This is a genomic window from Microbacterium sp. X-17 (assembly GCF_039615055.1).
In genome coordinates this window covers 64,227-86,378 of record NZ_JBDHNI010000003.1, presented here as the reverse complement: position 1 = coordinate 86,378, position 22,152 = coordinate 64,227, and the positions used below count along the sequence as shown (strand labels likewise).

Sequence of the window (22,152 nt, the reverse complement as noted above, 5' to 3'; positions counted from 1 at the left end):
GGCCTACCGCCCCCGCAGCACCTCCTCATAGAACCGGATCCCCCGCAGCCACGTCGCCACACGGATCCGCTCGTTCCGCGCGTGCAGCGTCCCGCGCTCGTCTGCGTTCATCTCGAACGGCGTGAAGCGGTAGACCGCGTCGCTGATCGCGGTGAAGTGGCGGCCGTCGCTCGCGGCCAGCATGATGTACGGCGTCACCACCGCGTCCGGGTGCACGGCAGCGACGGCCCCCGCCACAGCGTCCCACTCCGGGCCGGTCGTGGGGGAGACCGGGGACGGCTCCGCCGGGTCGATCGTCTCGATGCGCACGAGCGGGTCGCGGATCGCGCGGCGGAGGTGGGCGACGGTCTCGGCGACGCTCGATCCCACCGCGATGCGCACGTTGAGCACCGCCGTCGCGGTCTCCGGCAGCGCGTTCGCGGCGAGGCTGCCGCTGAGCTGCGTGACCGCGGTCGTCGTGCGGACCATCGCGCGCGTCTCGTCGCTCAGCCGGCCGAGCACCGGGACCAGGGCCGGCTTCAGCCGCCTGGCGCGCGTGAACACCGCGCGCAGCGGGCCGGTCGCGTGGGCGCCGAGCGTCTCCACCATCCGGAGGTTCGTCTCCGTGAGGCGGGCGGGGAACGGCCTGGCGTTCAGCCGGGTGATCGCGCGCGCGAGCCGCACGGTCGCCGCCAGCTTCGGCGGGGTGGAGGCGTGGCCGCCGAGCTGCTCGACCGTCAGCCGCACGCTCGTGATGCCCTTCTCGCTGACACCGACCACGGCGATGGGCTTGGTGACGCCGGGGAAGACGCCCTCGACCACGGCGCCGCCCTCGTCCAACACCAGGGCCGGCCGCACGCCGCGCTCGGCCAGGGATGCCACGATGGCCTGCGCGCCGGAGCCGACGGTCTCCTCGTCGTGGCCGAAGCTGAGGTACACGTCCGCCGCGGGGGTGTGGCCGGCGGCGACCAGCGACTCCACCGCCTCCAGGATGGCGACGAGGGCTCCCTTGTCGTCCAGCGTGCCGCGGCTCCACAGCACGCGGTCCTCGCCCGATCCGGTGAGCTCGGCCCCGAACGGCGGGTGCTCCCAGCCCTCGCCGGTGGCGGGGACGACGTCGTAGTGCGCCATCAGGACGGTGGGGGCGCCGTCGCCCGCTCCGCGCCAGCGGTAGAGCAGCGAGTGGCCGTGCTGCTCGCGATCGAGCACCGCGTGCAGGCGCGGGTACAGCTCCGGGAGCGCCGCCACGAACGCGTCGAACGCCGCCCAGTCGGTCTCCCCGACCGCGTTGCGGGACATGGTCGGGATGCGCAGGAGCGTGCGGAAGCGCTCGACGGCGGCGTCGCCGTCGAGGCGGGCGGCGTCGCTCACTCGCCGGCCGCCGTGCGGAACGCCGCCAGCGCGTCGTCGTTGAACAGCACGAAGCGCACCAGCTCGACCGAGCCGACGCCGGACGACAGCACGGCGCGCACGGTGCTCACCGCGATCCGCGCCGCGTCCTCCATCGGCCAGCCGTAGATCCCGGCGGACACGGCGGGGAAGGCGACCGTCGCGGCGCCGAGCTCGCGGGCGACGCGCAGCGACGACCGGTAGGCGTTCTGCAACTCCGGCGTGCGGTCCTCGCGCTGCGCCCAGACCGGGCCGACCGTGTGGATGACCCACTGCGCGGGGAGGTCTCCCGCGGTCGTCGCGACGGCCTGGCCGGTCGGGAGGCCGTCGGGCAGGGTGGTGGCGCGCAGCTCGCGGCAGGCGGCCAGGATGGCGGGGCCGCCGCGGCGGTGTATGGCGCCGTCGACGCCCCCGCCGCCGAGGAGGGAGCTGTTGGCCGCGTTGACCACGGCGTCCACGGCCTGGTCGGTGATGTCGCCGCGGACGATCTCGATGGGGTCCGCCACGTCAGCCCCGGTTGTTCGAGAGCTCGTACACCTTCAGGAGTTCGAGGATGGCGTCGTCGCGCTGGTCCCCGCCCTCCTCGAACATCGTGGAGATGTGCGTCTTCAGGTGGTTCTCGACGAGCAGCTTGTTGAGCGAGCCGAGGGACTTCTGGATGGCGAGCGATTGGGTGATGATGTCGACGCAGTAGTCCTCGTTCTCTATCATCTTCTCGAGGCCGCGCAGCTGCCCCTCGAGGATGCGCGTGCGGTGCAGCGCCCTCTTCTTGATGTCTGCGATCACGGGACCAAGGATACCGCGGAAACCGGATACCCCGGCCAGGTATGCGGAGCGGGAAGTGCACCCCCTAAAGGGGGGTGTGAGAGGACATACCGGCGGGTCTATCCTCCCAACAGGGGTTGAGAAATATTCGTTTTACAGGAAAGGCCCGACTTTGCTGAAGAACCTCAGCCCGCTGCTGTCCGGTGCGCTCTTGAGCGCTCTCGACGCCATGCACGATGGCGACACGCTTACCCTTGTCGGCAGCGGCTATCCCGAAGAAGCACTCACCGCGCCCGTCGTCCACCTGGGGGAGGACGTCACCACCGAAGCGGCCGCCGAGGCCATCCTCAGCGTGTTCCCGCTCGACACCGCAGACCCGTCGCCGATCGTGTTCCACGACCTCGCAGGAGAGCCCTACGAGGTCCCCGACGTCGCCTTCGCCGTCAACGGCATCGCTTCGGACGCTGAACTGCGTCGCATCCCGATGAGCCGGCTCGACCTCGAGCCGTTCATCGCACTGGCCCGCAATTCCGCCGTCATCGTCCGTGTGGGATCGGACGCGCCGCCGTGCGCGTTCCTGTTCCGCAGGGGCGCTCTCTGAACACCCTGCGCCAGCAGCCGTCCGCGCCCCGGGGATGAGGTCTCGTCCCAGGGGCGCGGACCGTTCTGGGGGGCGGCCGGTCGCCTCCTTCGCGGTCGCCTAGAGTTGGACGGTGCCATACACCCCGCAGCCGCCCGCCTACAACCGCGCCGCCCTGGCGCCTGGCATCCTCGGCGCGCTCGTGCTGCTCTTCGGGCTCGCGTTCGCGGACTGGTACACCTACGTGGAGTACGCGGTCTGCATCCTGGCGCTCATCCTGTGCGTGTTCTCCTGGCAGGCCAAGAGCCGGTGGTGGCTGGCCGGGCTTATCCCGATCGCCGTGCTCTGGAACCCGATCTTCCCGGTGCCGGGGCTCACCCCGGCGCTGCCGCTGCTGAGCCTCGCGGCGGCAGCCGTCTTCGTCGCCGCGGGCATCCTGATCAAGATTCCGGCCGACACACGCCGCTGATCCGCCCCGATACGGTAAAATGACGGTTGCACGGCCATCCTGCGCCGTGCGCCCGGCGTTCTGCGATGCTCGGTCGGACCACTCGGTTCCGTTCCCCGCCGCCGCGCCGGCCCTCACGCCATAACGGCGTCGCGTCCTCTGTCAGCGCGCGGCGCCTCCACTGGAGGACCATGTCTCGTTCGGGTCAGCGCACGTCGCAACAGCGCATGTCGGGCCAAGGCGCGTCGCAGCGCGCCTCGTCGCGGCCGCAGCAGCAGCAGCGCCGCAACCGTCACGCCAACAACGACGGGCTCATCCCCGTCCTCGCGCGCAAGGTGCGCGAGGTGGAGGCGAAGGCCGCGGACGGCAAGAAGCTCGGCCCGACGAACCGCACCAAATTCCAGGTCATCGCGTTCCTCATGCGCGAGGAGCGCGCCCGAGCCAAGGCCGATCCGGAGTTGAGCGACGCCGCGCGCGCCGAGCAGCTCAAGCGGCTGGACGGCATCGCCACGATCCTGGCGAAGACCGCGGCCCGCGACACGTCGCTCATCTCCTTGCTGGAGAGCGCCGCCCCGCCGACCGCGACGGCGCAGAAGATCCGGCGCGACTGGCTGCTGGAGTCCGGCACCGAGCTCAGCCCGGACGATCTCATCATCACCACCGAGCGCGTGGTCGCGCCCGAGAGCATCATCCCGCCGGAGCTCGCCCAGAAGCAGGTCGTTCCCGCCTCGGTCAAGGCGCGACAGCTCTCCAACCCGTTCCTCGCGCCCGACTTCAGCAAGGGTGCTGCCGTCGCCCCCGCGCCGCGCCGCCGGCTCGACTCGTGGGAGCTGCTCGGCCCCCTGTTCAAGTCGTTCGAGTACGGCGCGGGAGGCCAGGCCGCGAGCATGGAGCTCCCGCCCGCCCCGAAGATCGACCGCTACTCGCCGCAGGGCCTTGAGCTCATGCACCACCAGTCGCGCTTCATCGAGAGCGTGCGCCAGGGCCACCGCCGGTTCCTGCTCGCGGACGAGCCCGGTCTCGGCAAGACGGCGCAGTCCGTCCTCGCCGCCTCCGTCGCCGGCGCCTACCCGCTGCTGGCCGTCGTGCCGAACGTCGTCAAGATGAACTGGGCGCGCGAAGTCGAGCGCTGGACGCCGCACCGCCGCGCCACCGTCATCCACGGCGACGGCGAGGGCCTGGACGCGTTCGCCGACGTCGTCATCGTCAACTACGAGGTGCTCGACCGGCACCTGTCCTGGCTGGGCACGCTCGGCTTCAAGGGCATGGTCGTCGACGAGGCGCATTTCATCAAGAACCTGCACTCGCAGCGCTCGCGGCTCGTGCTCGGCCTGGCCGAGGCGATCCGGGAGAAGGCGGCCGACCCGCTGCTCATCGCGCTCACCGGTACGCCGCTGATCAACGACATCGACGACTTCAAGGCGATCTGGCAGTTCCTCGGCTGGATCGACGGCAACAAGCCGACCGCCGAGCTCATGGAGAGCCTGGAGGAGACCGGCCTCACCCCGGCCGACTTCGGCTTCTACGCCGCCGCCCGCGAGTCCGTCATCGACCTCGGCATCGTCCGCCGCCGCAAGGTGGACGTGGCCGCCGACCTCCCGAGCCGCCGCGTGGTCGACCTGCCGGTGGAGCTGGACGACGACCTCGGCCGCTCGATCATGCAGGCCGAGAAGGAGCTGGCCGCCCGGCTGGTCGCGCGCTTCCACCGCGCCGCCGCCGCTGGCCGTCCCGACTCGTTCGACGGCGACGACGAGGCGCACAGGAAGCACCTCATCCGCCTGGTCGCGCAGTCCGAGCTGGAGGAGTCGAAGTCGGCCAAGATCGGAGACAACGTCTTCACGATGGTCCGCAAGATCGGCCAGGCGAAGGCCGGGCTGGCCTCGGACTACACCGCGCAGCTCGCGCGCTCGGTCGGCAAGGTGGTCTTCTTCGCCAAGCACATCGACGTCATGGACGCGGCGGAGGAGGCCTTCGCCGCCCGCGACCTGAAGACCATCTCCATCCGCGGCGACCAGTCCGCGCTCGCCAGGCAGAAGGAGATCGACGCCTTCAACAACGACCCGGAGGTCGCGGTCGCGGTCTGCTCGCTCACCGCGGCGGGCGTCGGGCTCAACCTCCAGGCCGCATCGAACGTCGTGCTCGCCGAGCTGTCCTGGACGGCCGCGGAGCAGACCCAGGCGATCGACCGCGTGCACCGCATCGGCCAGGACGAGCCGGTCACGGCGTGGCGGATCATCGCCGCGCAGACCATCGACTCCAAGATCGCGGAGCTGATCGACTCCAAGCAGGGCCTCGCGGCCCGCGCACTGGACGGCAGCGATGTGGAGCTCGGCTCGGCCGACTCGGTGCAGCTGGACGCCCTCATCCACCTGCTGGAGGACGCGCTCGACGCGTAGGCGCTGGGCCCCTCGGCGTCAGGCGATCTCGGCGTCAGGCGATCTCGGCGTCGTCCGGGTCGAGCGGGACCGGGCGCTCGTCGTCCGGCAGGATGCGGTCGTCGGCCTCGTCGTCGTCCACAGGGAGGTCGTCCTCGTCGCGGATGACGTCGCTGGGCTCGTAGTCGCCCTCCTGCGCCTCGAGGAAGTCGTCGTCGTCCTCCCGGCTGCGGTCCGTCTCGCTCATGCCACGAGGGTACCGCGCAGGCGGACCCCGCACGAGAGTGGTTCGCGAGCGCCCGCTTCAGCCCAGGTCGAACTCGAAGTAGGCGCCGCGGTCGTCGTGCCGGATGCGCGCCGGGCCGCTGACGTCCGCGAAGTCGTCCGTCCCGGTGCCGGGGACGATGTAGCCGAACGCCGACGGGTCGTCCGGGTGCTGCAGCGCGCCGTGATGGACCGTGAACGAGCCGGAGCGGCCGTCCGGCAGCGTGCCGGTGATCCGCTCCGCGGCGAGGTAGCCGCGGCCGCCCTCCTCCGTGCCGGACGAGATGAAGTGCGCGACCGACTCGCCGACCAGGCCCTCCGTGTACGTCTTGCGCATCACCACCGCGCCCAGCCAGTCGCCCGGGATGCCGGGCAGCTCCTCCGGGTCCCAGCCGGTGACGTCGAAGCGGGCGGTGACGATGCTGCCGGTGTCCATGCCGGGAGCTTAACGAGTGCGCCCGCGCACTGCTTGCAATTTCGCGACAGCGCCGAAGTGGACTAGACAGGGGACATGGCGCAGCACCATACCCAGCTCGAGATCGAGCGCAAGTACGACGTGGACGGCGACCTCCGCCCACCCCAGCTCGTCGGCATCGGGGCGATCGCCGTCGAGAGCGAGCCCGAGACCGCCGAACTGGTGGCGACCTACTACGACACGGCCGAGCTGCGGCTCGCCCGGCAGCGCGTCGCGGTGCGCGCGCGGCGCGGCGGCTCCGACGAGGGCTGGCACGTCAAGCTCCCGCCCACCGAGGAGGGGCGGCCGGAGCTGCACTGGCCGCTCGGCGACGGCGTGGAGCCGCCGGCGGACCTGCGCGAGGTGATCCGCGAGCAGCTCGGCGACGGCGTGCTGGTCCCGGTCGCCCGCGTGACCAACCGGCGCGACACCACCATCCTCAAGGACGCGGCGGGCTTCGAGCTCGCCGAGTTGTGCGACGACCACGTCCGCGGCGAGAACCTGCAGACCGGCGCGACCGACGCCTGGCGGGAGTGGGAGGTCGAGCTGCTCAGCGGGGCGCCCGACTCGCGCGAGCGCCGCACCGCGCTCCTGGACGGGATCGAGGCGGAGCTCCTGGCGGCGGGCGCTCGGCCCTCCGCGAGCTCGTCCAAGCTCCAGCGCGCGCTCGGCCTCTGAGCCTCCCGGGCGGCCGGGATTTTGGTGCTCCGGTATACCTCGGGCATGATGCTCAGGGGCGCAATAAGAAACGGAGCAGCATGAAGATCGGCATCCTGACCAGTGGCGGCGACTGTCCCGGACTGAACGCGGTCATCCGCGGCGCGGTCCTCAAGGGCGACCGCGTGTACGGGTCCGAGTTCGCCGGCTTCCGCTACGGCTGGCGCGGCGTGGTCGAGGGCGACATCATGCCGCTCGACCGGCACAGCGTCCGCGGCCTCTCGCGCCAGGGCGGGACCATCCTCGGCTCCAGCCGCACGAACCCGTTCGAGGGCGACAAGGGCGGCCCGGAGAACATCCAGCGGATGATGGACGAGAACGGCATCGACGCGATCATCGCGATCGGCGGCGAGGGCACGCTCACCGCGGCCCGCCGGCTCACCGACGCCGGCCTCAAGATCGTCGGCGTGCCGAAGACCATCGACAACGACCTCGCCGCCACCGACTACTCGTTCGGCTTCGACACCGCGGTGGAGATCGCGACCGAGGCCATCGACCGCCTCCGCACCACCGCCGAGTCGCACCAGCGCTGCATGGTCGTGGAGGTCATGGGCCGCCACGTCGGCTGGATCGCCCTGCACTCGGGTATGGCGGGCGGTGCGCACGCCATCCTCATCCCGGAGCAGCCGAAGTCCATCGAGCAGATCTGCGAGTGGGTCGAGTCGGTGCGCGACCGCGGCCGCGCGCCGGTGATCGTCGTCTCCGAGGGCTTCCACCTCGACACGATGGAGGAGGCGCACTCGCACAAGGGCCTGGACGCGTTCAACCGTCCGCGCCTCGGCGGGATCGGGGAGATGCTGGCGCCGATGATCGAGGAGCGCACCGGCATCGAGTCGCGTGCGTCGGTCCTCGGCCACATGCAGCGCGGCGGCGTCCCGAGCGCCTACGACCGCGTGCTGGCGACCCGGCTCGGCATGGCGGCGGTCGACGCGGCCTACGAGGGCCGCTGGGGCTCGATGGTGTCGCTGCGCGGCACCGACGTCGTGAACGTGTCGATCGCCGACGCGACCGGCGGCCTCAAGACCGTGCCGCCGGCGCGGTACGAGGAGGCGGAGCTGCTCTTCGGCTGACCGCCCCTCCCTTCCCGCGAGGAGCGGGGTTAGGCTCCACCGTATGAGCGGAAGGAGCCCGACGGTGCCCAGATTCGTCCAGCTGGAGGAGTTCGGCTCGCGCGACTTCCTCCACCTCGTCGGGCGGGAGCGCCCGTGGCCGGGGCCGGGACAGGTGCTGGTGCGCGTGATGGCCGCGGGCCTCAACCCGATGGACTACAAGGCGTACCGCAGCGAGAAGGCGGCCGCCCGGATGGGCGTGACCCTGCCGAGCGGGATGGGCCAGGACTTCGCCGGCTTCGTGGAGGAGCGTGGTGAGGGCGCCGTGCGCTTCGGGCTCGGCCAGGCCGTGCTCGGCACCGCTCCGTTCGCCGCGCTCGCGGACTTCGTCGTCGTCGCCGAGGACGGCCAGATCGTCGAGAAGCCCGACCCGCTCACCTTCGAGGTGGCCGGATCGCTCGGCGTGGTCGGGCGCACGGCGATGGCGACCGCGGCCTCCCTCGACCTCGGCGAGGCCGACACCGTGCTGGTGAGCGCGGCGGCCGGCGGGGTCGGGGTGCTCGCAGCGCAGCTCGCGATCCGGTGCGGCGCCACGGTCGTCGGCACGGCGAGCGAGGAGAACCACGAGTTCCTGGAGACGCTGGGCATCATCCCCGTCGCGTACGGGGACGGTCTGGCCGACCGGGTGCGGGAGGTCCTGGACGACGGGCAGCGCGTGACGGCGGTCCTCGACAACCACGGGCCGGACACCATCGACGCCGCGATCGAGCTCGGTGTGCCTCCGGAGCGGATCAACACGATCGCCGCGTTCGGCCCGGCGGCCCGCGGAGCGCGCACCGTCGGGGGACGCACGGCGGGCAACGCCGAGCTGGCGGAGCTCGCCGACCTCCTCGCGCAGAACGAGCTGGTCCTGCCGATCGACTCGATCTTCCCGATCGAGCGCACCGCCGAGGCGTACGGGCGGCTGGAGACCGGCCACGTGCGCGGCAAGATCGTGATCGTCACCGACTGAGCGCGGCCTCAGCCCGGCTTCTGCAGCCCCAGCGTGGCGAACAGCAAGGGGAGGCCGCCGTTCAGCCCGCCCATCAGCGCGCCCATGCCGTGGCCTCCGGTCGGGAGGTCGATGAACGTGCTGGCCACCCCGGCGCGCTGCGCGGCCCGCAGTTCCACCTCGGCCACGCGGTGGTAGCCCGGATCGTCGCGGCAGGCGGTGAAGATCATGTTGCCGGGGAACGCCCCGGGCGCGAGCCGGTTGAGCGGCTTCGCATGGTCGTAGGCGGCCTGGTCGCCGTGGAAGACCTCGCTCAGCGTGGCGGCGGGATGCTCGGCGCCGGGGAACTCCTCGCCGGAGATGTCGAGCACGTTCGAGAACAGCTCGGGATGGTCGATGCCGAACGACAGCCCGCACAGGCCGCCGTTCGAGTACCCGGCGATGGACCAGAACCGGTGGTCGTGCGTGATCGGGAGGTGCCGGGTCGCCCAGTCGGTCACGTCCCGCGTGATGTAGGTCGCCACGTTGCCGTACCGCGGCGTGTCCAGGCAGAGTGTGTCCGGCATCCCGGCGCCGAGCTGGTCGGCCACGACGACGACGGGCGCGAGGCCGTGATGCTGGGCGGCGAGCACGTTCAGCACCGAGGCGATCGGCTCCGGGTCCGGGTTGCCGGGCTGGCCCATCATCATCACGACGAGCGGCAGCGCGGGCGGGTGCGCCACCAGGGCGGCGGGAGGCAGGTAGACGCCGGCCTCCCTGGCGTGGAACCCGCTGATCGTCCCCGCGATGTGCGCCGTGCCGGTCTTGCCCTTGAGCGGCATGTCGGCCGGCGCCTTCCAGTCCTTCCAGAGCGCGACGTCGTAGGCCGTGCTCTGGTGGGCGAGCGGCTTGGACTTGATCGGGTTCGGGATCGTGATCGCGAGGACGTTGCCGACCGTGCGGTCGAGACCGTAGTTGAGGTTGATGCCCAAGGCCGCAGCGAGGACGAAGGCGGGCACGGCGACGATGGCAACGGCTGTGCGCCAGCGCGGGGCGCGGCCGATGCTCGCCACGCAGAGCGCCACCCCGCAGAACAGCGCTGCGACCCAGAGGTAGTTGCCCGCGCCCAGGGACTCGCCGAACAGGTTCAGCCAGCGGATGCACACGAGCCAGGTGATCACCGCGCCGAGGAGGCCGATCGCGCCGGCCAGGCCGAGGCGGCGCAGCAGCGCGAGCGACGGACGGCGCGCCAGCAGGGCGGCCAGCAGCGCAGCGGAGGCGGCGAACACCAGGATCGGGACGGGGCCGCCGAGCACGTCGATCGAGAGCAGTGCGTCAAACACGGCGCGCCGGCGGGATTCCCATACGAGCAATCTATGGCTGACAATCGAACGAACGGTGAACGAGACCCCGGGACCGGGGCGTATTCTCGGGCCGTTCCCCCGAACTGGGGGTGAGCCGTCACGGCGAGAGGAGCGGCCATGATCGACGAGGACACCGCGCGACTGCTTCGCGCCGCCGGCCTGCGCTGGCAGCCGGAGTCGGGGGACACCTTCGCCATCGACCGGCCGGGGATGGCGGGCGAGCGCTTCACCGTGAGCGAGATGACGATCGAGCCGCACCACTTCGACACCGGCACCATCCTCGGCTTCAACGGCACCACCGAGTGGGCGCTGGACTCGCTCGCCGTCGAGGACGCGCTCTGGATCCCGCGCGAGGACCAGCTGCGGGAGCTGCTGGGCGGCTCCTTCCGCCACCTGGCGCGCACGGCCGACGGCTACCGGGTCACGCTGGAGCTGGAGGGCGTGGAGCGCTTCTTCGAGGAGGAGGACGCCGCGTCCGCCTACGCGCAGGCGCTGCTGTCGCTCATCGCCCGGGCTGTCGCCTAGCCGGTACGGGGCTGTGGCGTAGCCAGCACGGAGCGGTCGAGGTCGGCGACCTTGGCGACGCCGGAGAGTCCGAGCGTGATGTCGAGCTCGGCCAGGAGGTTGCGGAGCAGCTCCCTCACGCCGCGCTCGCCGGCCAGGGCGAGCGCGTATGCGTACGGCCTCCCGACCGCGACGGCCCTGGCGCCGAGGGCGAGCGCGATCACGGCGTCCGCGCCGCCGCGGATCCCGCTGTCGAACAGCACGGGGAGGCGGCCGGCGACCGCGTCCACGACGCCGGGCAGCGCGTCGAGCGCCGCGACCTCGCCGTCGATCTGCCGGCCGCCGTGCGTGGACACCTGCACGGCGTCCACGCCCGCGTCGACGGCACGACGGGCGTCGTCCGGGTGCAGGATGCCCTTGAGGACGATCGGGAGGCTGGTGTGCTCGCGCAGGAACGCCAGGTCGTCCCAGCCGAGCGACGGGTCGGCGAACACGTCGAGGAACGTCTCGACCGCCGCGAGCGGCTCGCCGGAGCGCAGGTTCTCGCGCAGGTCGCCGGGATGGTGGCGCAGGATGCTCGCGAAGGAGGCGACCGCAGCCGGGGTGATCGCGGTGCGCTCGCGGGGGCCCGCACCCGCCATCCGCTCGCGCACCAGCCGGCGGAAGACCGGGTCGCTGGTGTACTGGGCGATGCCGAGGCCGCGGCTGAACGGGAGGTAGCCGAGGTCGAGGTCCCGGGGGCGCCAGCCGAGCACATGGGTGTCCAGGGTGACCACGATCGTCTCGCAGCCGCTCGCCTCCGCCCGCGCCACCAGGCTTGCGACCAGGTCGCGCGACGAGCTCCAGTAGAGCTGGAACCAGCGCGCGGCGCCCGGCCGGACGTCCTCCATCGCGGCTGCGACGGCCTCCATCGGCGCCGAGGCCTGGGTGGACAGCACCGCAGGGATGCCGTGCGCGGCGGCGGCGCGCGCGGCGGCCAGGTCCCCGTCGCGGCGGGCGAGCTCCAGGACGCCGATCGGCGCCAGCAGCAGGGGAGTGGGCAGGCGGCGGCCGAACAGTTCGATCGAGAGGTCCCGTGTCGAGACGTCCCGCAGCACCCTCGGCACGATCCGGCGCCGCGCGAACGCCTCGGTGTCGGCCCGGTCGGTGCGCTCCAGCCCCGCGGAGCCCGCGATGTACGCGAAGGCCGCGCGCGACATCCGCCGGCGCGCCGCACGCTCCAGCTCGGGGAACGCGACCGGGACGGCCGGCCGCCGCCCGCTCACGCCCGCGCGGTACACGACGCTCTGCGCCGTCCGGCCGATGCTCGTCGCGATGCTCGCCGTCATCCGCCCATTCTGCCCCGCACCCCATCCATCTGACAGGACACGCCGTCTCGCGCGGCGGCGAGACGGCGTGTCCTGTCAGGTAGCTGCGCGGTCAGCGCTTGGGGCGCGGCCGTTTTCCGGTGGAGCGCTTGGCGGCGGCGGCGCGCTTGGCGTGCTTGGCGGCGCGTGCGGACTGCGTGGCGGCGATCTTCGCCGCCTTGGCGGCCTTGGCGTCCCGGGCGGAGCGCTCGGCCTCCGTCGCCGCCACCTCCGGGTTGCGCGAGCTGTGCGCCGAGCGTCCCCGCACGATCCCGATGAACTCGTCCACGAGGGGATGCTGCCCCTCCCGCGGCCAGGTGAGGGCGACCTGGGAGGTCGGCCCGTCCTCCAGCCGCATCGCGGTGACGTCCTTGCGGCGCAGGGCCTTCGCCACCGAGGCGGGCAGCAGGGCGATCCCGTCGCCCTCGGCCACGCTGCGCATGAACGCCTCCGACGGCTCCCCGCCGACCCGCGGCTCGCCGTCGAGGTCGGCCAGGTGCAGCTTCTCCTCCAGCGTCAGCAGGTGCTCGTGGTGCATCACGACCACGACGTCCTCGGTGTAGAGCGGGATGAGGTGCCGGTCGTCGTCGGCCGGGGCGTCGCGGGCGAACGCCATGTCGGCCTCGCCCGCCGCCAGCGCGGCCAGCGGGTCCGCCGACGGCCGCACCACCAGCTCCACGTCAGGCTGCCGCTCAGCGAAGGCGCGGGTCCACTTGCCGATCGTGACACCGAGCGGGAAGGCGAGGGCGAAGCGGGAGGCCATGCACGCCAGGCTACCGTCCGGCCGGATGGCCCGCGGACGATACCCTTGAAGGCATGAAGCCCCAGACCATGAAGGCGGCCACCGCGGCCAAGAAGCTCGGCATCCTGCTGTCGGCGGCCCCGGAGGAGTTCCGCGACCGCGAGATCAGCCGCACCGAGCTGGACGAGCTGACCGCGAACCCGCCCGCCTGGCTGGTCGCCCTCCGTGCCGACGGCCCGCACCCGCGCGACGTCGTCGCCCACAAGCTCGGCGTGAGCAACTCGGGGCTGGCCCGCGCCGGCGTCACCGAGCCGCTCACCACCGCTGAGATCAAGGCGCTGCTGGAGCAGAAGCCGGAGTGGCTGGTCGCCGAGCGCGCCACGCAGGCGCAGGTCCACGCCGAGAACGCGCGCGTAAAGCAGCGCAACGCCGAGCGGGCGGCGCGCGCCGAGCGCGACTGAGCCCTACGGCTGGTCCGGCGTCCCCAGCGAGCCGGCCTTCTTGACGGCGTGCGCCAGCACCTCCGGCCCGGTGACGAACGCCCGGCGCCAGGGAGCGACGCCGTCGATCTCCACCTGCAGCGAGAAGCTCAGGATGGTGCGGATGAGCACGATGATGCCGAGCACCACCGCGTCGGTGAGGGTGGGGCTGGATGTCACGGTCTTGACGAGGTCGGCGGCCACCAGCAGTTCGAGGCCGAGCAGGATGACGCCGCCGAAGGCCTCCCGCAGCGTGCGGAAGGCGTCGGCCCCGCTGCGTGTGCGCGCCCACACCGCCACCGCGATCACGAGGGCCACGACGAAGCCGACCGCGAGGGCGGCGACGCCCGCGAATTCGAAGGCGACCCCGACCGCCTCGAAGACCGCGTGGGTGTCCATGCGCACATGGTGCCACAGCGCCGCAGCAGTGGAGAGAGGGCGCGCTCAGGCCACGTGGACGGCCGGCCTCCGCTTGACGTCCTTCTCGGCCTCGCGCAAGACCTCACGGGTCACCGGGGCGACCTCGCCCACGCCGGTGATGAGATAGCGGAACATGTTCGAGATCGGGTTGCCTTCCGTCCACTCGAAGTAGATGGTCGGCACCACCCCGGTGATGTCGCGCATCTCCAGCAGGATGGCCGCGATGGTGTTCGGCACGTTGCCGCTCTTCACCCGCAGCACGCGGTAGCCGTACTTGACGACGCCGTGCACGACCAGGTCCTCCTCGAAGTCGGAGGAGTCGGACTTCATCACTTCCAGGAAGATGGTCCGCGAGCGCTGCGGGATGTGGCTGAAGCGGCGCTCGTCCTTGTTCTTCTCCTCGTATTCCTTCGTGGTGTCCACGTCGGGCTCGTGCGAGATGATCCGGATCTCGCCCTCCTCGGCGTCCTCCAGGATGAAGTCCAGCGCCGACACGTCGAAGGTGACGCTCGTCGCGCGCACCTGGAACGACCGCCCGATGCGCGACACGATCGACACGATCAGGATGCCGATGATGAACAGCGTCGCGATGCGGAGGCCGTCTGGGCGCTCGATGATGTTGTCGATGGTCGTGTAGACGAAGATCGCCGTGATGATCGCGAACACGACGGTGCGCTTCGGCTGCTTCTTGCGCCAGGCGGACAGGCTCACCGCGAGTGACGCGGAGGTGATCAGCACCAGCACGCCGGTGGCGTACGCGCCGCCCTGCGCGTCGACGTTCGCGTCGAAGATCACCGTGATCAGGAACGCGATCGCGGTGAACACCAGCACGAGCGGCCGCACCGCGCGCGCCCACTGCGGCGCCATCCCGTAGCGGGGGAGGTAGCGCGGCACCAGGTTGAGGAGGCCGGCCATCGCCGAGGCGCCCGCGAACCACAGGATGAGGATGGTGCTGATGTCGTAGACGGTGCCGAAGGCGTTGCCGAGGTACTCGTGCGCCAGGTACGCCAGCGCGCGGCCGTTGGCGGGGCCGCCGGCCTGGAAGTCCTTCTGCGGGATCAGCAGCGTGGTCGTGAAGCTCGACGTGATGAGGAAGGCGCTCATGATGAGCGCGGCCGTCGTGAGCAGGCGGCCGGCGCCGCGGATGCGGCCGGTCGGGTAGTTCGGGTCGTCGTCCGGCTTGCCCTTGATCTGCGGCATGACGGCGACGCCGGTCTCGAAGCCGGAGAGGCCCAGCGCAAGCTTCGGGAACACCAGCAGCGCCACGCCGACGATGAGCAGGGGGTTGCCGTGCGAGACGAAGAGGGCGTCCCACCAGTCGGTGACGGCCGTCGGGTGCTGGAACACCTCGATGATGGAGGTCGTCACCACGACGACGTTGAGCGCCAGGTACACGCCGACGAGCACGACGGCGATACCGATGGCCTCCCGGAAGCCCTTGAGGAAGACCGCGCCGAGCAGAGCCAGGAGCACCAGCGTGATGATGACGTTGTTGCCGTGGAACCAGGAGGGCGCGAACGGGTTCTCGATCGCGTGCGCGGTCGCGTCGGCCGCGGACAGCGTGATCGTGATCATGAAGTCCGTCGCGGCGAACCCGAGCAGCACGAGGACGAACAGCTTGCCGGCCCACCAGGGCAGGAACCGCTCCAGCATCGCGATCGAGCCGGAGCCGCGGAAGCTCTCGCGCGCCACCCGGCGGTAGACCGGGAGGGCGCCAAGCAGCGTCAGGGCGACGAGCACGAGCGTCGCGAACGGCGAGACCAGCCCGGCCGCCAGGGCTGCGATGGCGGGCTGGTAGCCGAGCGTGGAGAAGTAGTCGACACCGGTGAGGCACATGACCTGCCACCACGAGTGCGTGCGCTCGGGGTTCTGGCCGTGCGGGCCCTGCTGGGTGCCGCGCTCGTCCACCATGCCGCGCAGCAGCCAGTGCTTGAACCGGCCGCCGTGTGGCGCCGCAGCGAGGGGATGCGCCTGCCCGGGGATCGGGACGGGCTCCTTGGGCGACGGGATGGTGCTCGACATCGGCTGCCCTTCGTTCAATGCGAGCGTCAGTCTAATAGGCGAACGAGGCGGCGGATAATCCGCCGTCTCGGCACTCTAGGCCCGACTTTCCGCCGTTTCGGTGAGGTCACCAGGCGGAGGGGCGGTAGTCCTTCAAGAACACTCCGTGCAGGTCCTCCCCGGCCTCGCCGCGCACGACCGGGTCGTAGACCCGCGCGGCGCCGTCGACCAGGTCGAGCGGGGCGTGGAAGCCCTCCTCGGCGAGGCGGACCTTGGTGTAATGCGGGCGCTCGTCGGTGATCCAGCCGGTGTCGACGCTCGTCATCAGGATGTTGTCCGTCTCGAACATCTCCAGCGAGCTCGTGCGGGTGAGCATGTTGAGCGCGGCCTTCGCCATGTTCGTGTGCGGGTGACCGGCGCCCTTGTAGCGGCGGCCGAAGACGCCCTCCATCGCCGAGACGTTCACCACGTACGAGCGGCCCGCGGCGGCGAGCGACGGACGGAGGCGGTCGATCAGGATGAACGGGGCCGTCGTGTTGCAGAGCTGCACCTCCAGCAGCTCCAGCGGGTCGATGCCGCCGACGGCCCTGGTCCAGGTGTTCACGCGCTGGACGTCGGGCACCAGCCCGCCCGCGTCGATCGCGGTGCCGTCGTGGTGACGCTCCAGCGACGACGAGCCTGCGGCCATCGCGGCCGAGGCGAGGTCGTTCGCGGTGAGGGCCGCGGCGCCGACGAGCTCGGCGACGGTGCCGTGGACGTTCGCCGACGACAGCAGCGGGTGCGCGGCGACGGAGGCCTCCAGCGCCTGCGGGTGCGGGTCGGCGGTGTGGCCGAAGGTCTCCAGCTCGGGCAGCGGGCCGTCGGGCAGCGGGTGCGACTCGGCCTCGGCCAGCAGCGAGTACGCGCCGGGGGAGCGGCGCACGGTCTGCGCGGCGTTGTTGATGAGCACGTGCAACGGGCCGCGGGAGGCGACGGAGTCGGCGAGGCCGATCACCTGGGCCGGGTCGCGGAGGTCGATGCCGACGACGCGGAGGCGGTGCAGCCAGTCCTTCGCGTCGGGCAGCTGGGAGAACCGGCGCACCGCGTCGCGCGGGAAGCGCGTGGTGATGGTGAGGTCGGCGCCGTCGCGCAGCAGGCGCAGCGCGATGTGCATGCCGATCTTGGCGCGGCCTCCGGTGAGCAGCGCGCGCTTGCCGGTCAGGTCGGTGCGCGCGGTGCGCTTGGCGTGGCTGAAGGCGGCGCAGGACGGGCAGAGCTGGTGGTAGAACCAGTCCACCTCGGTGTAGTGCTGCTTGCAGATGTAGCAGGCCTGCGAGTTGATCAGCGTGCCGGCCGTCGCGGAACCGGTGGTGGGGGAGGTCAGGTCGCGACCGCGGGTCTCGTCGTCGATGCGGTCGGGCGCGCCGGTGGCGGTCGCCGCGATCACGGCGCGGTCGGCGGCGAGCTCGGCCTCCCGCAGCTCGCGCCGCCTGGCCTGCTTGACGGCCTTGAACATGTGCGCGGTCGCGCGGCGGACCGAGACGAAGTCGGGGTGCTCCTGGTCGAGCTCGTGGAGCTGCGCGAGGACGCGGAGTGTGGTCGCGAGGTCGTCGGGGTCGAGGCTCGCAGGTGATTCTGGCACCGGACGATTGTACTGGGGATCGGATGACCGCCCGCTGAGGGTGCTACACCTCCAGTTCGAGCCAGTCCAGCCCCCGCAGGTCGAGGCACAGCTTGCCGTCGCGCTCGGTGGCCATCGCGATGACGTCGCTGCAGATCCGGCAGCGCAGCACCATCCCGTGGTCGTCGGGCCAGAGGTGCGCCTGCGCGATCACCGACACGTTCCCGCAGTGCGCGCACTTGCCGCGCGCCACGGTCACGTCGACCGCGAAGACCTCCGAGAGGAGTCCTGCCGCGGCGTTGCCGTCCAGGTAGTCCATGTCGCTCACGCTGCGCCTCCGATCCCGCCGTAGCGCTCGGTGCGGATGCGGTCGGGGTCGTGCCCGGCGTCGACCAGCCAGCCCGAGACGGCCTCGACGAACGGGGTGGACCCGCACAGGTAGAACCTCGGGGCGTCCGCGGCGGGCAGGACGAGCGCGCCGAGCCCCTCCGCCGTCAGCCGTCCCGCCGCGACCGGCCAGCCGGCCGGCGCCTCGCGCGTGTAGACGTAATCGACGTGCAGCGGCGCGGTCTCCTCGCCGAGCGCCATCAGCTCGTCGCGGTAGTAGACCGACATCGGCGTGCGGGCGGAGTAGAGCAGCCGGAAGGGTGCGGCGCTCGCCGCGGCCGCGTGCGCGCGGGCCATCGACATCAGCGGCACGACGCCGGAGCCTCCCGCGATCAGCTGCACCGGCCCGTCGTCGCCCGCCCGCCAGACGAACCAGCCGCCGACCGGACCGCGCACCTCCAGCTGGTCGCCGACCGCGAGGCCGTGGACGAGGTACGGCGAGACCTCGCCGTCGGGCAGCTCCTCCACCGTCAGCTCGAACTCGTCCGGCGCCAGTCCGCCCGCGCCGGAGGCCGACGCGATCGAGTACGAGCGCACGGCCTGGTAGCCGTCCGGCGCGGTCAGCCGCACGTCCACGTGCTGACCGGCGAGGTGCCCGGCCAGCCCCGGGATGCGCAGCCGGATCGTGCGGGCCGTCGCGGTCTCCTCGTGCGCGGCCACGACCTCCGCCACCCGCCACGCGGTGCTCACCAGTAGCGCTCTTCCTTCCAGGGGTCCCCGTACAGGTTGTAGCCGTTCTGCTCCCAGAAGCCGGGCTGGTCCTGCGGCAGCATCTCCAGCCCGCTGACCCACTTGGCGCTCTTCCAGAAGTACAGGTGCGGCACCAGCAGGCGCGCGGGGCCGCCGTGCTCGGGCGGGAGGTCGGCGCCGTCGAACGTGTGCGCCACCCAGGCCTTGCCGTCGAGGAGGTCCTTCAGCGGCACGTTCGTCGTGTAGCCGCCGTAGGAGTGCGCCATCGTGTACTCGTAGTCTGTGTCGACCTTCTCGAACAGCGTGTCGAGCGCCACGCCGCGCCACGACGTCCCGAGCTTCGACCAGCTCGTGACGCAGTGGATGTCGGTGGCGACGTCGGCCTGCGGGAGGGCCAGGAACTCGTCCCAGCTCCAGCGGTGCACCACGCCCTTCTCGGTCGTGATGGTGAACGCCCAGTCCTCCTTCGCCACGCGCGGGGTCGGCCCGGCGGACAGCACGGGGAAGCCCTCCGTGACGTACTGCCCCGGTGGGAGGCGCGGGTCCTCGGTTCTGCGCCGGCCGAGGAAGCCGGACGAGATGATTCCCATGCGCGGAGCTTATTCCCGTCACGGTGCGCCGGTCTATGGCCGGTCGGTCTAGGGTGAGGTCATGGCCGCGGTCAATCTCGGACTCCCGCGCAGCGCGTCGCTGCGGGATGAGCCGAGCGCTGCCGCGCCCAGCCTCGCCGGTCGCCCGCGCGTTCCCGGCCTCATCGACCGGTTCGGCCGTGTCGCCCGCGATCTGCGCGTCTCGGTGACCGAGAAGTGCTCGCTGCGCTGCACCTACTGCATGCCCGCGGAGGGCCTGCCCGCCATCCCGCGCGAGGACCTGCTGACCCCGGCGGAGATCGCCCGGCTGGTGGGGATCGGCGTGCGCGACCTCGGCATCCGCGAGGTGCGCTTCACCGGAGGCGAGCCGCTGATGCGCGCCGACCTCGCCGAGATCATCGGGCTCTCGGCCGCCGCGGCCCCCGGCATCGACCTCAGCATCACGACCAACGGCATCGGCCTCGACCACCGCGTGCGCGAGCTGGTCGCCGCCGGGCTGACCCGGGTGAACATCTCGCTGGACACCGTCGACCGCGAGCACTTCGCCGCGCTCACCCGCCGCGACCGGCTGCCCGCCGTGTTCGCCGGGATCGCCGCCGCGCACGCCGCCGGGCTGACGCCGCTCAAGCTGAACGCCGTGATGATGCGCCAGACCCTCGCCGGCGCCCCCGACCTCCTCGCCTGGGCGCTGGAGAACAGCTGCCGGCTGCGCTTCATCGAGCAGATGCCGCTCGACGCCGACCACACCTGGCTGCGCGACAACATGGTGTCCGCCGAGGAGCTGCTCGCCGTCCTCCGCACCCGGTTCGACCTGGTGGAGGCCGGCCGCCCGGACGACCCGTCGTCCCCCGCCGAGGAGTGGCTGGTCGACGGCAGCCCCGCCACGGTCGGCATCATCGCCTCGGTGACCCGCTCGTTCTGCTCGGCCTGCGACCGCACCAGGATCACCGCCGAGGGCACGGTGCGCTCGTGCCTGTTCGGAGACGACGAGACCGACCTGCGCGGGTTGCTGCGCGGCGGCGCGGACGACGCCGAGCTGGCCCGCTGGTGGCGCGGCGCGATGTGGGGCAAGCAGTCCGGGCACGGGATGGACGCCGCGGGCTTCGTGCCGCCGGTGAGGAGTATGGGGGCGATCGGTGGCTGAGCGCAGTGTCCTCGTGCGCTACTTCGCGGCCGCCGAGGAGGCCGCGGGACGCGAGGAGGAGCGGGTCTCGCTCGACACGCCGACCGTCGGCGCCCTCCGCGAGCTGTTGGACGCGCGTTACGGGGAGGCCATGCGGCTGGTGCTGCGCAACGGGTCCTTCCTGGTCGACGGCGTCGTGTCGCGCGACCCTGACGCCGCGATCGGCGAGCGCGTCGACGTGCTGCCCCCCTTCGCCGGCGGCTGATTCCGCGGCAGGCGCTCCGCTAAGCTGCGGACCGCCCGTGCAGGTGAAGTTAGATTTAGGTGTGAAATTAAGATCTAACAATCTAACCGGCCGCGCCTTGGTCGGATGGTCGATATGCGTGGCGGGCATTGTCGTGTTCACGGTTCTAGACGCCGTTAGTCTGTTTGCTCCCGCACTGGTCAAGCCGACTCCGCCTGCCGGCTCGGGTTTTGGTGTCGTGTTGTACCGGTATGACGGCGCGCCTGTAACCGAGGCACGCATTGACTATGAGGTCGAGGCTCCCCGCCAAGACTGGTTCTCAGTGCGGGTCGGCACAATTGGTGACGCAACCGGGTTGTGGCGGGTAGCCGTGCTGTTCGATTCAACCGAGGCGGAGCGTTCCTGGTTCTGCAGCCCAACGCAAAGCAGCATCTCAGACAAATCCGACGCGTCCGCACCGCTTTATCGTTACGGACAGTCGCTTCGACCCTCGAAAATTGACGCTGAAATGCACAAGACCATCGAAGCGAAGATGCCGTGGGCGGCAGACGGATGGCGCGGAGTCGCAGTGTTCAATGCGTCAGATGTCACGCTTCGCCCTTCCAAGGGGACTGCCGGAACGGTCGACGCCAGTGGGGCATTCATTCCATACGAAACGACTGACGCTCTGAGCGGTATTGAATGTCGACGTCCGGCGGACGGCCGATATGCAGCCGAACTTGACTCCGAGAACGGTTACCGCGCAATGGCCAAGATGCTGGACCAGGAACCGTTTCCTCTCGAAGCTCAAACGTCACGCAACATACTCACTCCGGCCGTCACGGCCCTGGTGCCGGGGCGTGAGGTCCGGGGAGCGCGCTGCTATCGGGTTCGACACCCTGGAAATTGGAACTACATAGGTCTCACTAATCGCGAGTACCAGTTTCAACTCGGTGAGATTCGAACTGAGGGCTGTGATCGTGAGGCTGACGAATATGCGCAGCCAACAGTCACTCTTCGCAGTGCAATGTGGGCTTTCGAGGATCAAGTAGCCGTCCAAGGGCGCTCCAACCAGCAAACGCTCTACGGCGTACTGATAGGGGTTTTTGCGAGTCCACTTATCGGGCTTCTGTTCGTATCCAAGGTCCACACAGCCCCTCGGCGGATCCCTCGCCGCTTCCGAACGAGGCGAGTGGGAAATCCTCCTTCCTAGTGTTGGGGATCTCCTCGCTGTATCTCGGCGGCTAAGCTTCAGCGAACGGGGCTGCGGCGAAGGGGGACACCATGAGCGTGCATCTGCGGGACCTGGAGGCCGTACGGCGACGGCAGGGGAGGTTCGCCGCGCTCGTGGTCGCGGCCGTGCTCACCGCGATCGGGACCTGGCTGACACTGCCGTTCGGCGTCGTCCTGCTGACCCGCGGGGCGGTGTTCGGCCTGGCGCTGGTGGTCGCGGGGGTCGTGCTGCTGGCGGCGTGCGTCGTCGCGATCGTCGGAGCGGCGCGGGCACGGGTCGCGCCGGAGAGCCTCCCGGGCAAGCCCAACCCGGCGTTCGGCGAGCCGCGGCCGTCGGCGAACCCCGACAGCGGCTACTCCACCGCGGGGATGAAGCTCGGCTCGTAGGTCCCGCGGCACGAGATTCGTGCCGAATGTGCGTTATCGCAGCGCCGAACACGCCATTCGTGCCGAATCCTGC

The 22,152-nt window shown here is 71.2% G+C and carries 25 protein-coding genes; 11 read left to right on the top strand and 14 right to left on the bottom strand.

The window, feature by feature from the left end; all coding sequences use genetic code 11:
• Positions 1 to 3: 3 nt before the first annotated feature.
• Genes ABCS02_RS14715 through ABCS02_RS14705 form a run of 3 tightly spaced genes read right to left on the bottom strand, consistent with a single transcriptional unit; the run spans position 4 to position 2,154 of the window.
• On the bottom strand, positions 4 to 1,350 hold the full coding sequence (locus ABCS02_RS14715; RefSeq protein ID WP_345836416.1) for a M20/M25/M40 family metallo-hydrolase: 1,347 nt from the start codon (positions 1,348 to 1,350) through the stop codon (positions 4 to 6).
• A complete protein-coding gene (locus ABCS02_RS14710) occupies positions 1,347 to 1,874 on the bottom strand; it encodes an O-acetyl-ADP-ribose deacetylase (protein ID WP_345836415.1) in 528 nt (175 codons plus the stop codon). Before ABCS02_RS14710 ends, ABCS02_RS14715 begins: the two co-directional genes overlap by 4 nt.
• A gap of 1 nt (position 1,875) precedes the next feature.
• The gene (locus ABCS02_RS14705) at positions 1,876 to 2,154 is read right to left on the bottom strand and encodes a metal-sensitive transcriptional regulator (RefSeq protein WP_345836414.1); all 279 of its coding nucleotides are present in this window, start codon (positions 2,152 to 2,154) and stop codon (positions 1,876 to 1,878) included.
• A 151-nt stretch (positions 2,155 to 2,305) separates the two neighbouring features.
• Between ABCS02_RS14705 and ABCS02_RS14700 the strand changes: the two genes are divergently transcribed.
• The 3 genes from ABCS02_RS14700 to ABCS02_RS14690 all read left to right on the top strand — a co-directional run bounded on the left by ABCS02_RS14700 (position 2,306) and on the right by ABCS02_RS14690 (position 5,557).
• Entirely contained in the window at positions 2,306 to 2,734 is a 429-nt protein-coding gene (locus ABCS02_RS14700) for an RbsD/FucU domain-containing protein (RefSeq protein ID WP_345836413.1), read from the top strand.
• A 112-nt stretch (positions 2,735 to 2,846) separates the two neighbouring features.
• The gene (locus tag ABCS02_RS14695) at positions 2,847 to 3,182 is read left to right on the top strand and encodes a DUF6804 family protein (RefSeq protein ID WP_345836412.1); all 336 of its coding nucleotides are present in this window, start codon (positions 2,847 to 2,849) and stop codon (positions 3,180 to 3,182) included.
• Between the two features lie 206 nt (positions 3,183 to 3,388).
• Entirely contained in the window at positions 3,389 to 5,557 is a 2,169-nt protein-coding gene (locus ABCS02_RS14690; protein ID WP_345836411.1) for a DEAD/DEAH box helicase, read from the top strand.
• 34 nt (positions 5,558 to 5,591) lie between these two features.
• On the opposite strand, the gene ABCS02_RS14685 is transcribed toward ABCS02_RS14690, so the two are convergent.
• Together ABCS02_RS14685 and ABCS02_RS14680 are read right to left on the bottom strand one after the other, a co-directional pair.
• Positions 5,592 to 5,783, bottom strand: coding sequence for a hypothetical protein (locus ABCS02_RS14685; RefSeq protein WP_345836410.1), 192 nt, complete (start codon positions 5,781 to 5,783; stop codon positions 5,592 to 5,594).
• Between the two features lie 57 nt (positions 5,784 to 5,840).
• Positions 5,841 to 6,236 carry a DUF3224 domain-containing protein gene (locus ABCS02_RS14680; protein ID WP_345836409.1) on the bottom strand — a complete coding sequence of 132 codons (396 nt, stop codon included), beginning with the start codon at positions 6,234 to 6,236 and terminating at the stop codon, positions 5,841 to 5,843.
• Between the two features lie 75 nt (positions 6,237 to 6,311).
• Here ABCS02_RS14680 and ABCS02_RS14675 point away from each other — a divergent pair, with 75 nt between their 5' ends.
• The 3 genes from ABCS02_RS14675 to ABCS02_RS14665 all read left to right on the top strand — a co-directional run bounded on the left by ABCS02_RS14675 (position 6,312) and on the right by ABCS02_RS14665 (position 9,032).
• A complete protein-coding gene (locus tag ABCS02_RS14675; protein ID WP_345836408.1) occupies positions 6,312 to 6,932 on the top strand; it encodes a CYTH domain-containing protein in 621 nt (206 codons plus the stop codon).
• Positions 6,933 to 7,012: 80 nt separating this feature from the next.
• The gene (locus tag ABCS02_RS14670) at positions 7,013 to 8,041 is read left to right on the top strand and encodes a 6-phosphofructokinase (protein ID WP_345836407.1); all 1,029 of its coding nucleotides are present in this window, start codon (positions 7,013 to 7,015) and stop codon (positions 8,039 to 8,041) included.
• 64 nt (positions 8,042 to 8,105) lie between these two features.
• Positions 8,106 to 9,032, top strand: coding sequence for an NADP-dependent oxidoreductase (locus tag ABCS02_RS14665; RefSeq protein WP_345836406.1), 927 nt, complete (start codon positions 8,106 to 8,108; stop codon positions 9,030 to 9,032).
• An 8-nt stretch (positions 9,033 to 9,040) separates the two neighbouring features.
• Here the strand turns inward: ABCS02_RS14665 and ABCS02_RS14660 are convergent, their stop codons facing one another.
• Entirely contained in the window at positions 9,041 to 10,333 is a 1,293-nt protein-coding gene (locus ABCS02_RS14660) for an alpha/beta hydrolase-fold protein (RefSeq protein ID WP_345836405.1), read from the bottom strand.
• 138 nt (positions 10,334 to 10,471) lie between these two features.
• On the opposite strand from ABCS02_RS14660, the gene ABCS02_RS14655 reads away from it, so the two are divergent.
• On the top strand, positions 10,472 to 10,879 hold the full coding sequence (locus ABCS02_RS14655) for a hypothetical protein (protein ID WP_345836404.1): 408 nt from the start codon (positions 10,472 to 10,474) through the stop codon (positions 10,877 to 10,879).
• Here the strand turns inward: ABCS02_RS14655 and ABCS02_RS14650 are convergent.
• Both ABCS02_RS14650 and ABCS02_RS14645 read right to left on the bottom strand, forming a co-directional pair.
• A complete protein-coding gene (locus ABCS02_RS14650) occupies positions 10,876 to 12,186 on the bottom strand; it encodes an alpha-hydroxy-acid oxidizing protein (protein ID WP_345836403.1) in 1,311 nt (436 codons plus the stop codon). The genes ABCS02_RS14655 and ABCS02_RS14650 overlap by 4 nt on opposite strands.
• Before the next feature lie 91 nt (positions 12,187 to 12,277).
• Positions 12,278 to 12,967 carry a LysR family substrate-binding domain-containing protein gene (locus ABCS02_RS14645; protein WP_345836402.1) on the bottom strand — a complete coding sequence of 230 codons (690 nt, stop codon included), beginning with the start codon at positions 12,965 to 12,967 and terminating at the stop codon, positions 12,278 to 12,280.
• Positions 12,968 to 13,020: 53 nt separating this feature from the next.
• Here ABCS02_RS14645 and ABCS02_RS14640 point away from each other — a divergent pair, with 53 nt between their 5' ends.
• Positions 13,021 to 13,407 (top strand): DUF5997 family protein, encoded by a 387-nt coding sequence (locus ABCS02_RS14640; protein ID WP_345836401.1) that lies wholly within the window; start codon positions 13,021 to 13,023, stop codon positions 13,405 to 13,407.
• Between the two features lie 3 nt (positions 13,408 to 13,410).
• On the opposite strand, the gene ABCS02_RS14635 is transcribed toward ABCS02_RS14640, so the two are convergent.
• From ABCS02_RS14635 to ABCS02_RS14610, 6 genes are all read right to left on the bottom strand, one after another.
• Positions 13,411 to 13,824, bottom strand: coding sequence for a DUF1622 domain-containing protein (locus tag ABCS02_RS14635; RefSeq protein ID WP_345836400.1), 414 nt, complete (start codon positions 13,822 to 13,824; stop codon positions 13,411 to 13,413).
• A gap of 45 nt (positions 13,825 to 13,869) precedes the next feature.
• The gene (locus tag ABCS02_RS14630) at positions 13,870 to 15,867 is read right to left on the bottom strand and encodes an amino acid transporter (RefSeq protein WP_345836399.1); all 1,998 of its coding nucleotides are present in this window, start codon (positions 15,865 to 15,867) and stop codon (positions 13,870 to 13,872) included.
• A gap of 106 nt (positions 15,868 to 15,973) precedes the next feature.
• Complete coding sequence (locus tag ABCS02_RS14625) at positions 15,974 to 17,467, bottom strand: SDR family NAD(P)-dependent oxidoreductase (RefSeq protein WP_345836398.1); 1,494 nt, start codon at positions 17,465 to 17,467, stop codon at positions 15,974 to 15,976.
• Between the two features lie 43 nt (positions 17,468 to 17,510).
• The gene (locus ABCS02_RS14620; protein ID WP_345837319.1) at positions 17,511 to 17,765 is read right to left on the bottom strand and encodes a DUF6510 family protein; all 255 of its coding nucleotides are present in this window, start codon (positions 17,763 to 17,765) and stop codon (positions 17,511 to 17,513) included.
• 5 nt (positions 17,766 to 17,770) lie between these two features.
• On the bottom strand, positions 17,771 to 18,523 hold the full coding sequence (locus ABCS02_RS14615) for a ferredoxin reductase (protein WP_345836397.1): 753 nt from the start codon (positions 18,521 to 18,523) through the stop codon (positions 17,771 to 17,773).
• Complete coding sequence (locus tag ABCS02_RS14610; protein ID WP_345836396.1) at positions 18,520 to 19,113, bottom strand: sulfite oxidase-like oxidoreductase; 594 nt, start codon at positions 19,111 to 19,113, stop codon at positions 18,520 to 18,522. The genes ABCS02_RS14615 and ABCS02_RS14610 overlap by 4 nt, the downstream gene beginning before the upstream one ends.
• A 61-nt stretch (positions 19,114 to 19,174) precedes the next feature.
• On the opposite strand from ABCS02_RS14610, the gene moaA reads away from it, so the two are divergent.
• The 3 genes from moaA to ABCS02_RS14595 all read left to right on the top strand — a co-directional run bounded on the left by moaA (position 19,175) and on the right by ABCS02_RS14595 (position 22,079).
• The gene (moaA, locus tag ABCS02_RS14605; protein ID WP_345836395.1) at positions 19,175 to 20,257 is read left to right on the top strand and encodes a GTP 3',8-cyclase MoaA; all 1,083 of its coding nucleotides are present in this window, start codon (positions 19,175 to 19,177) and stop codon (positions 20,255 to 20,257) included.
• A complete protein-coding gene (locus ABCS02_RS14600; protein ID WP_345836394.1) occupies positions 20,250 to 20,501 on the top strand; it encodes a MoaD/ThiS family protein in 252 nt (83 codons plus the stop codon). Before moaA ends, ABCS02_RS14600 begins: the two co-directional genes overlap by 8 nt.
• 1,242 nt (positions 20,502 to 21,743) lie before the next feature.
• Positions 21,744 to 22,079 carry a hypothetical protein gene (locus ABCS02_RS14595; protein WP_345836393.1) on the top strand — a complete coding sequence of 112 codons (336 nt, stop codon included), beginning with the start codon at positions 21,744 to 21,746 and terminating at the stop codon, positions 22,077 to 22,079.
• The last annotated feature ends 73 nt before the right edge of the window (positions 22,080 to 22,152 follow it).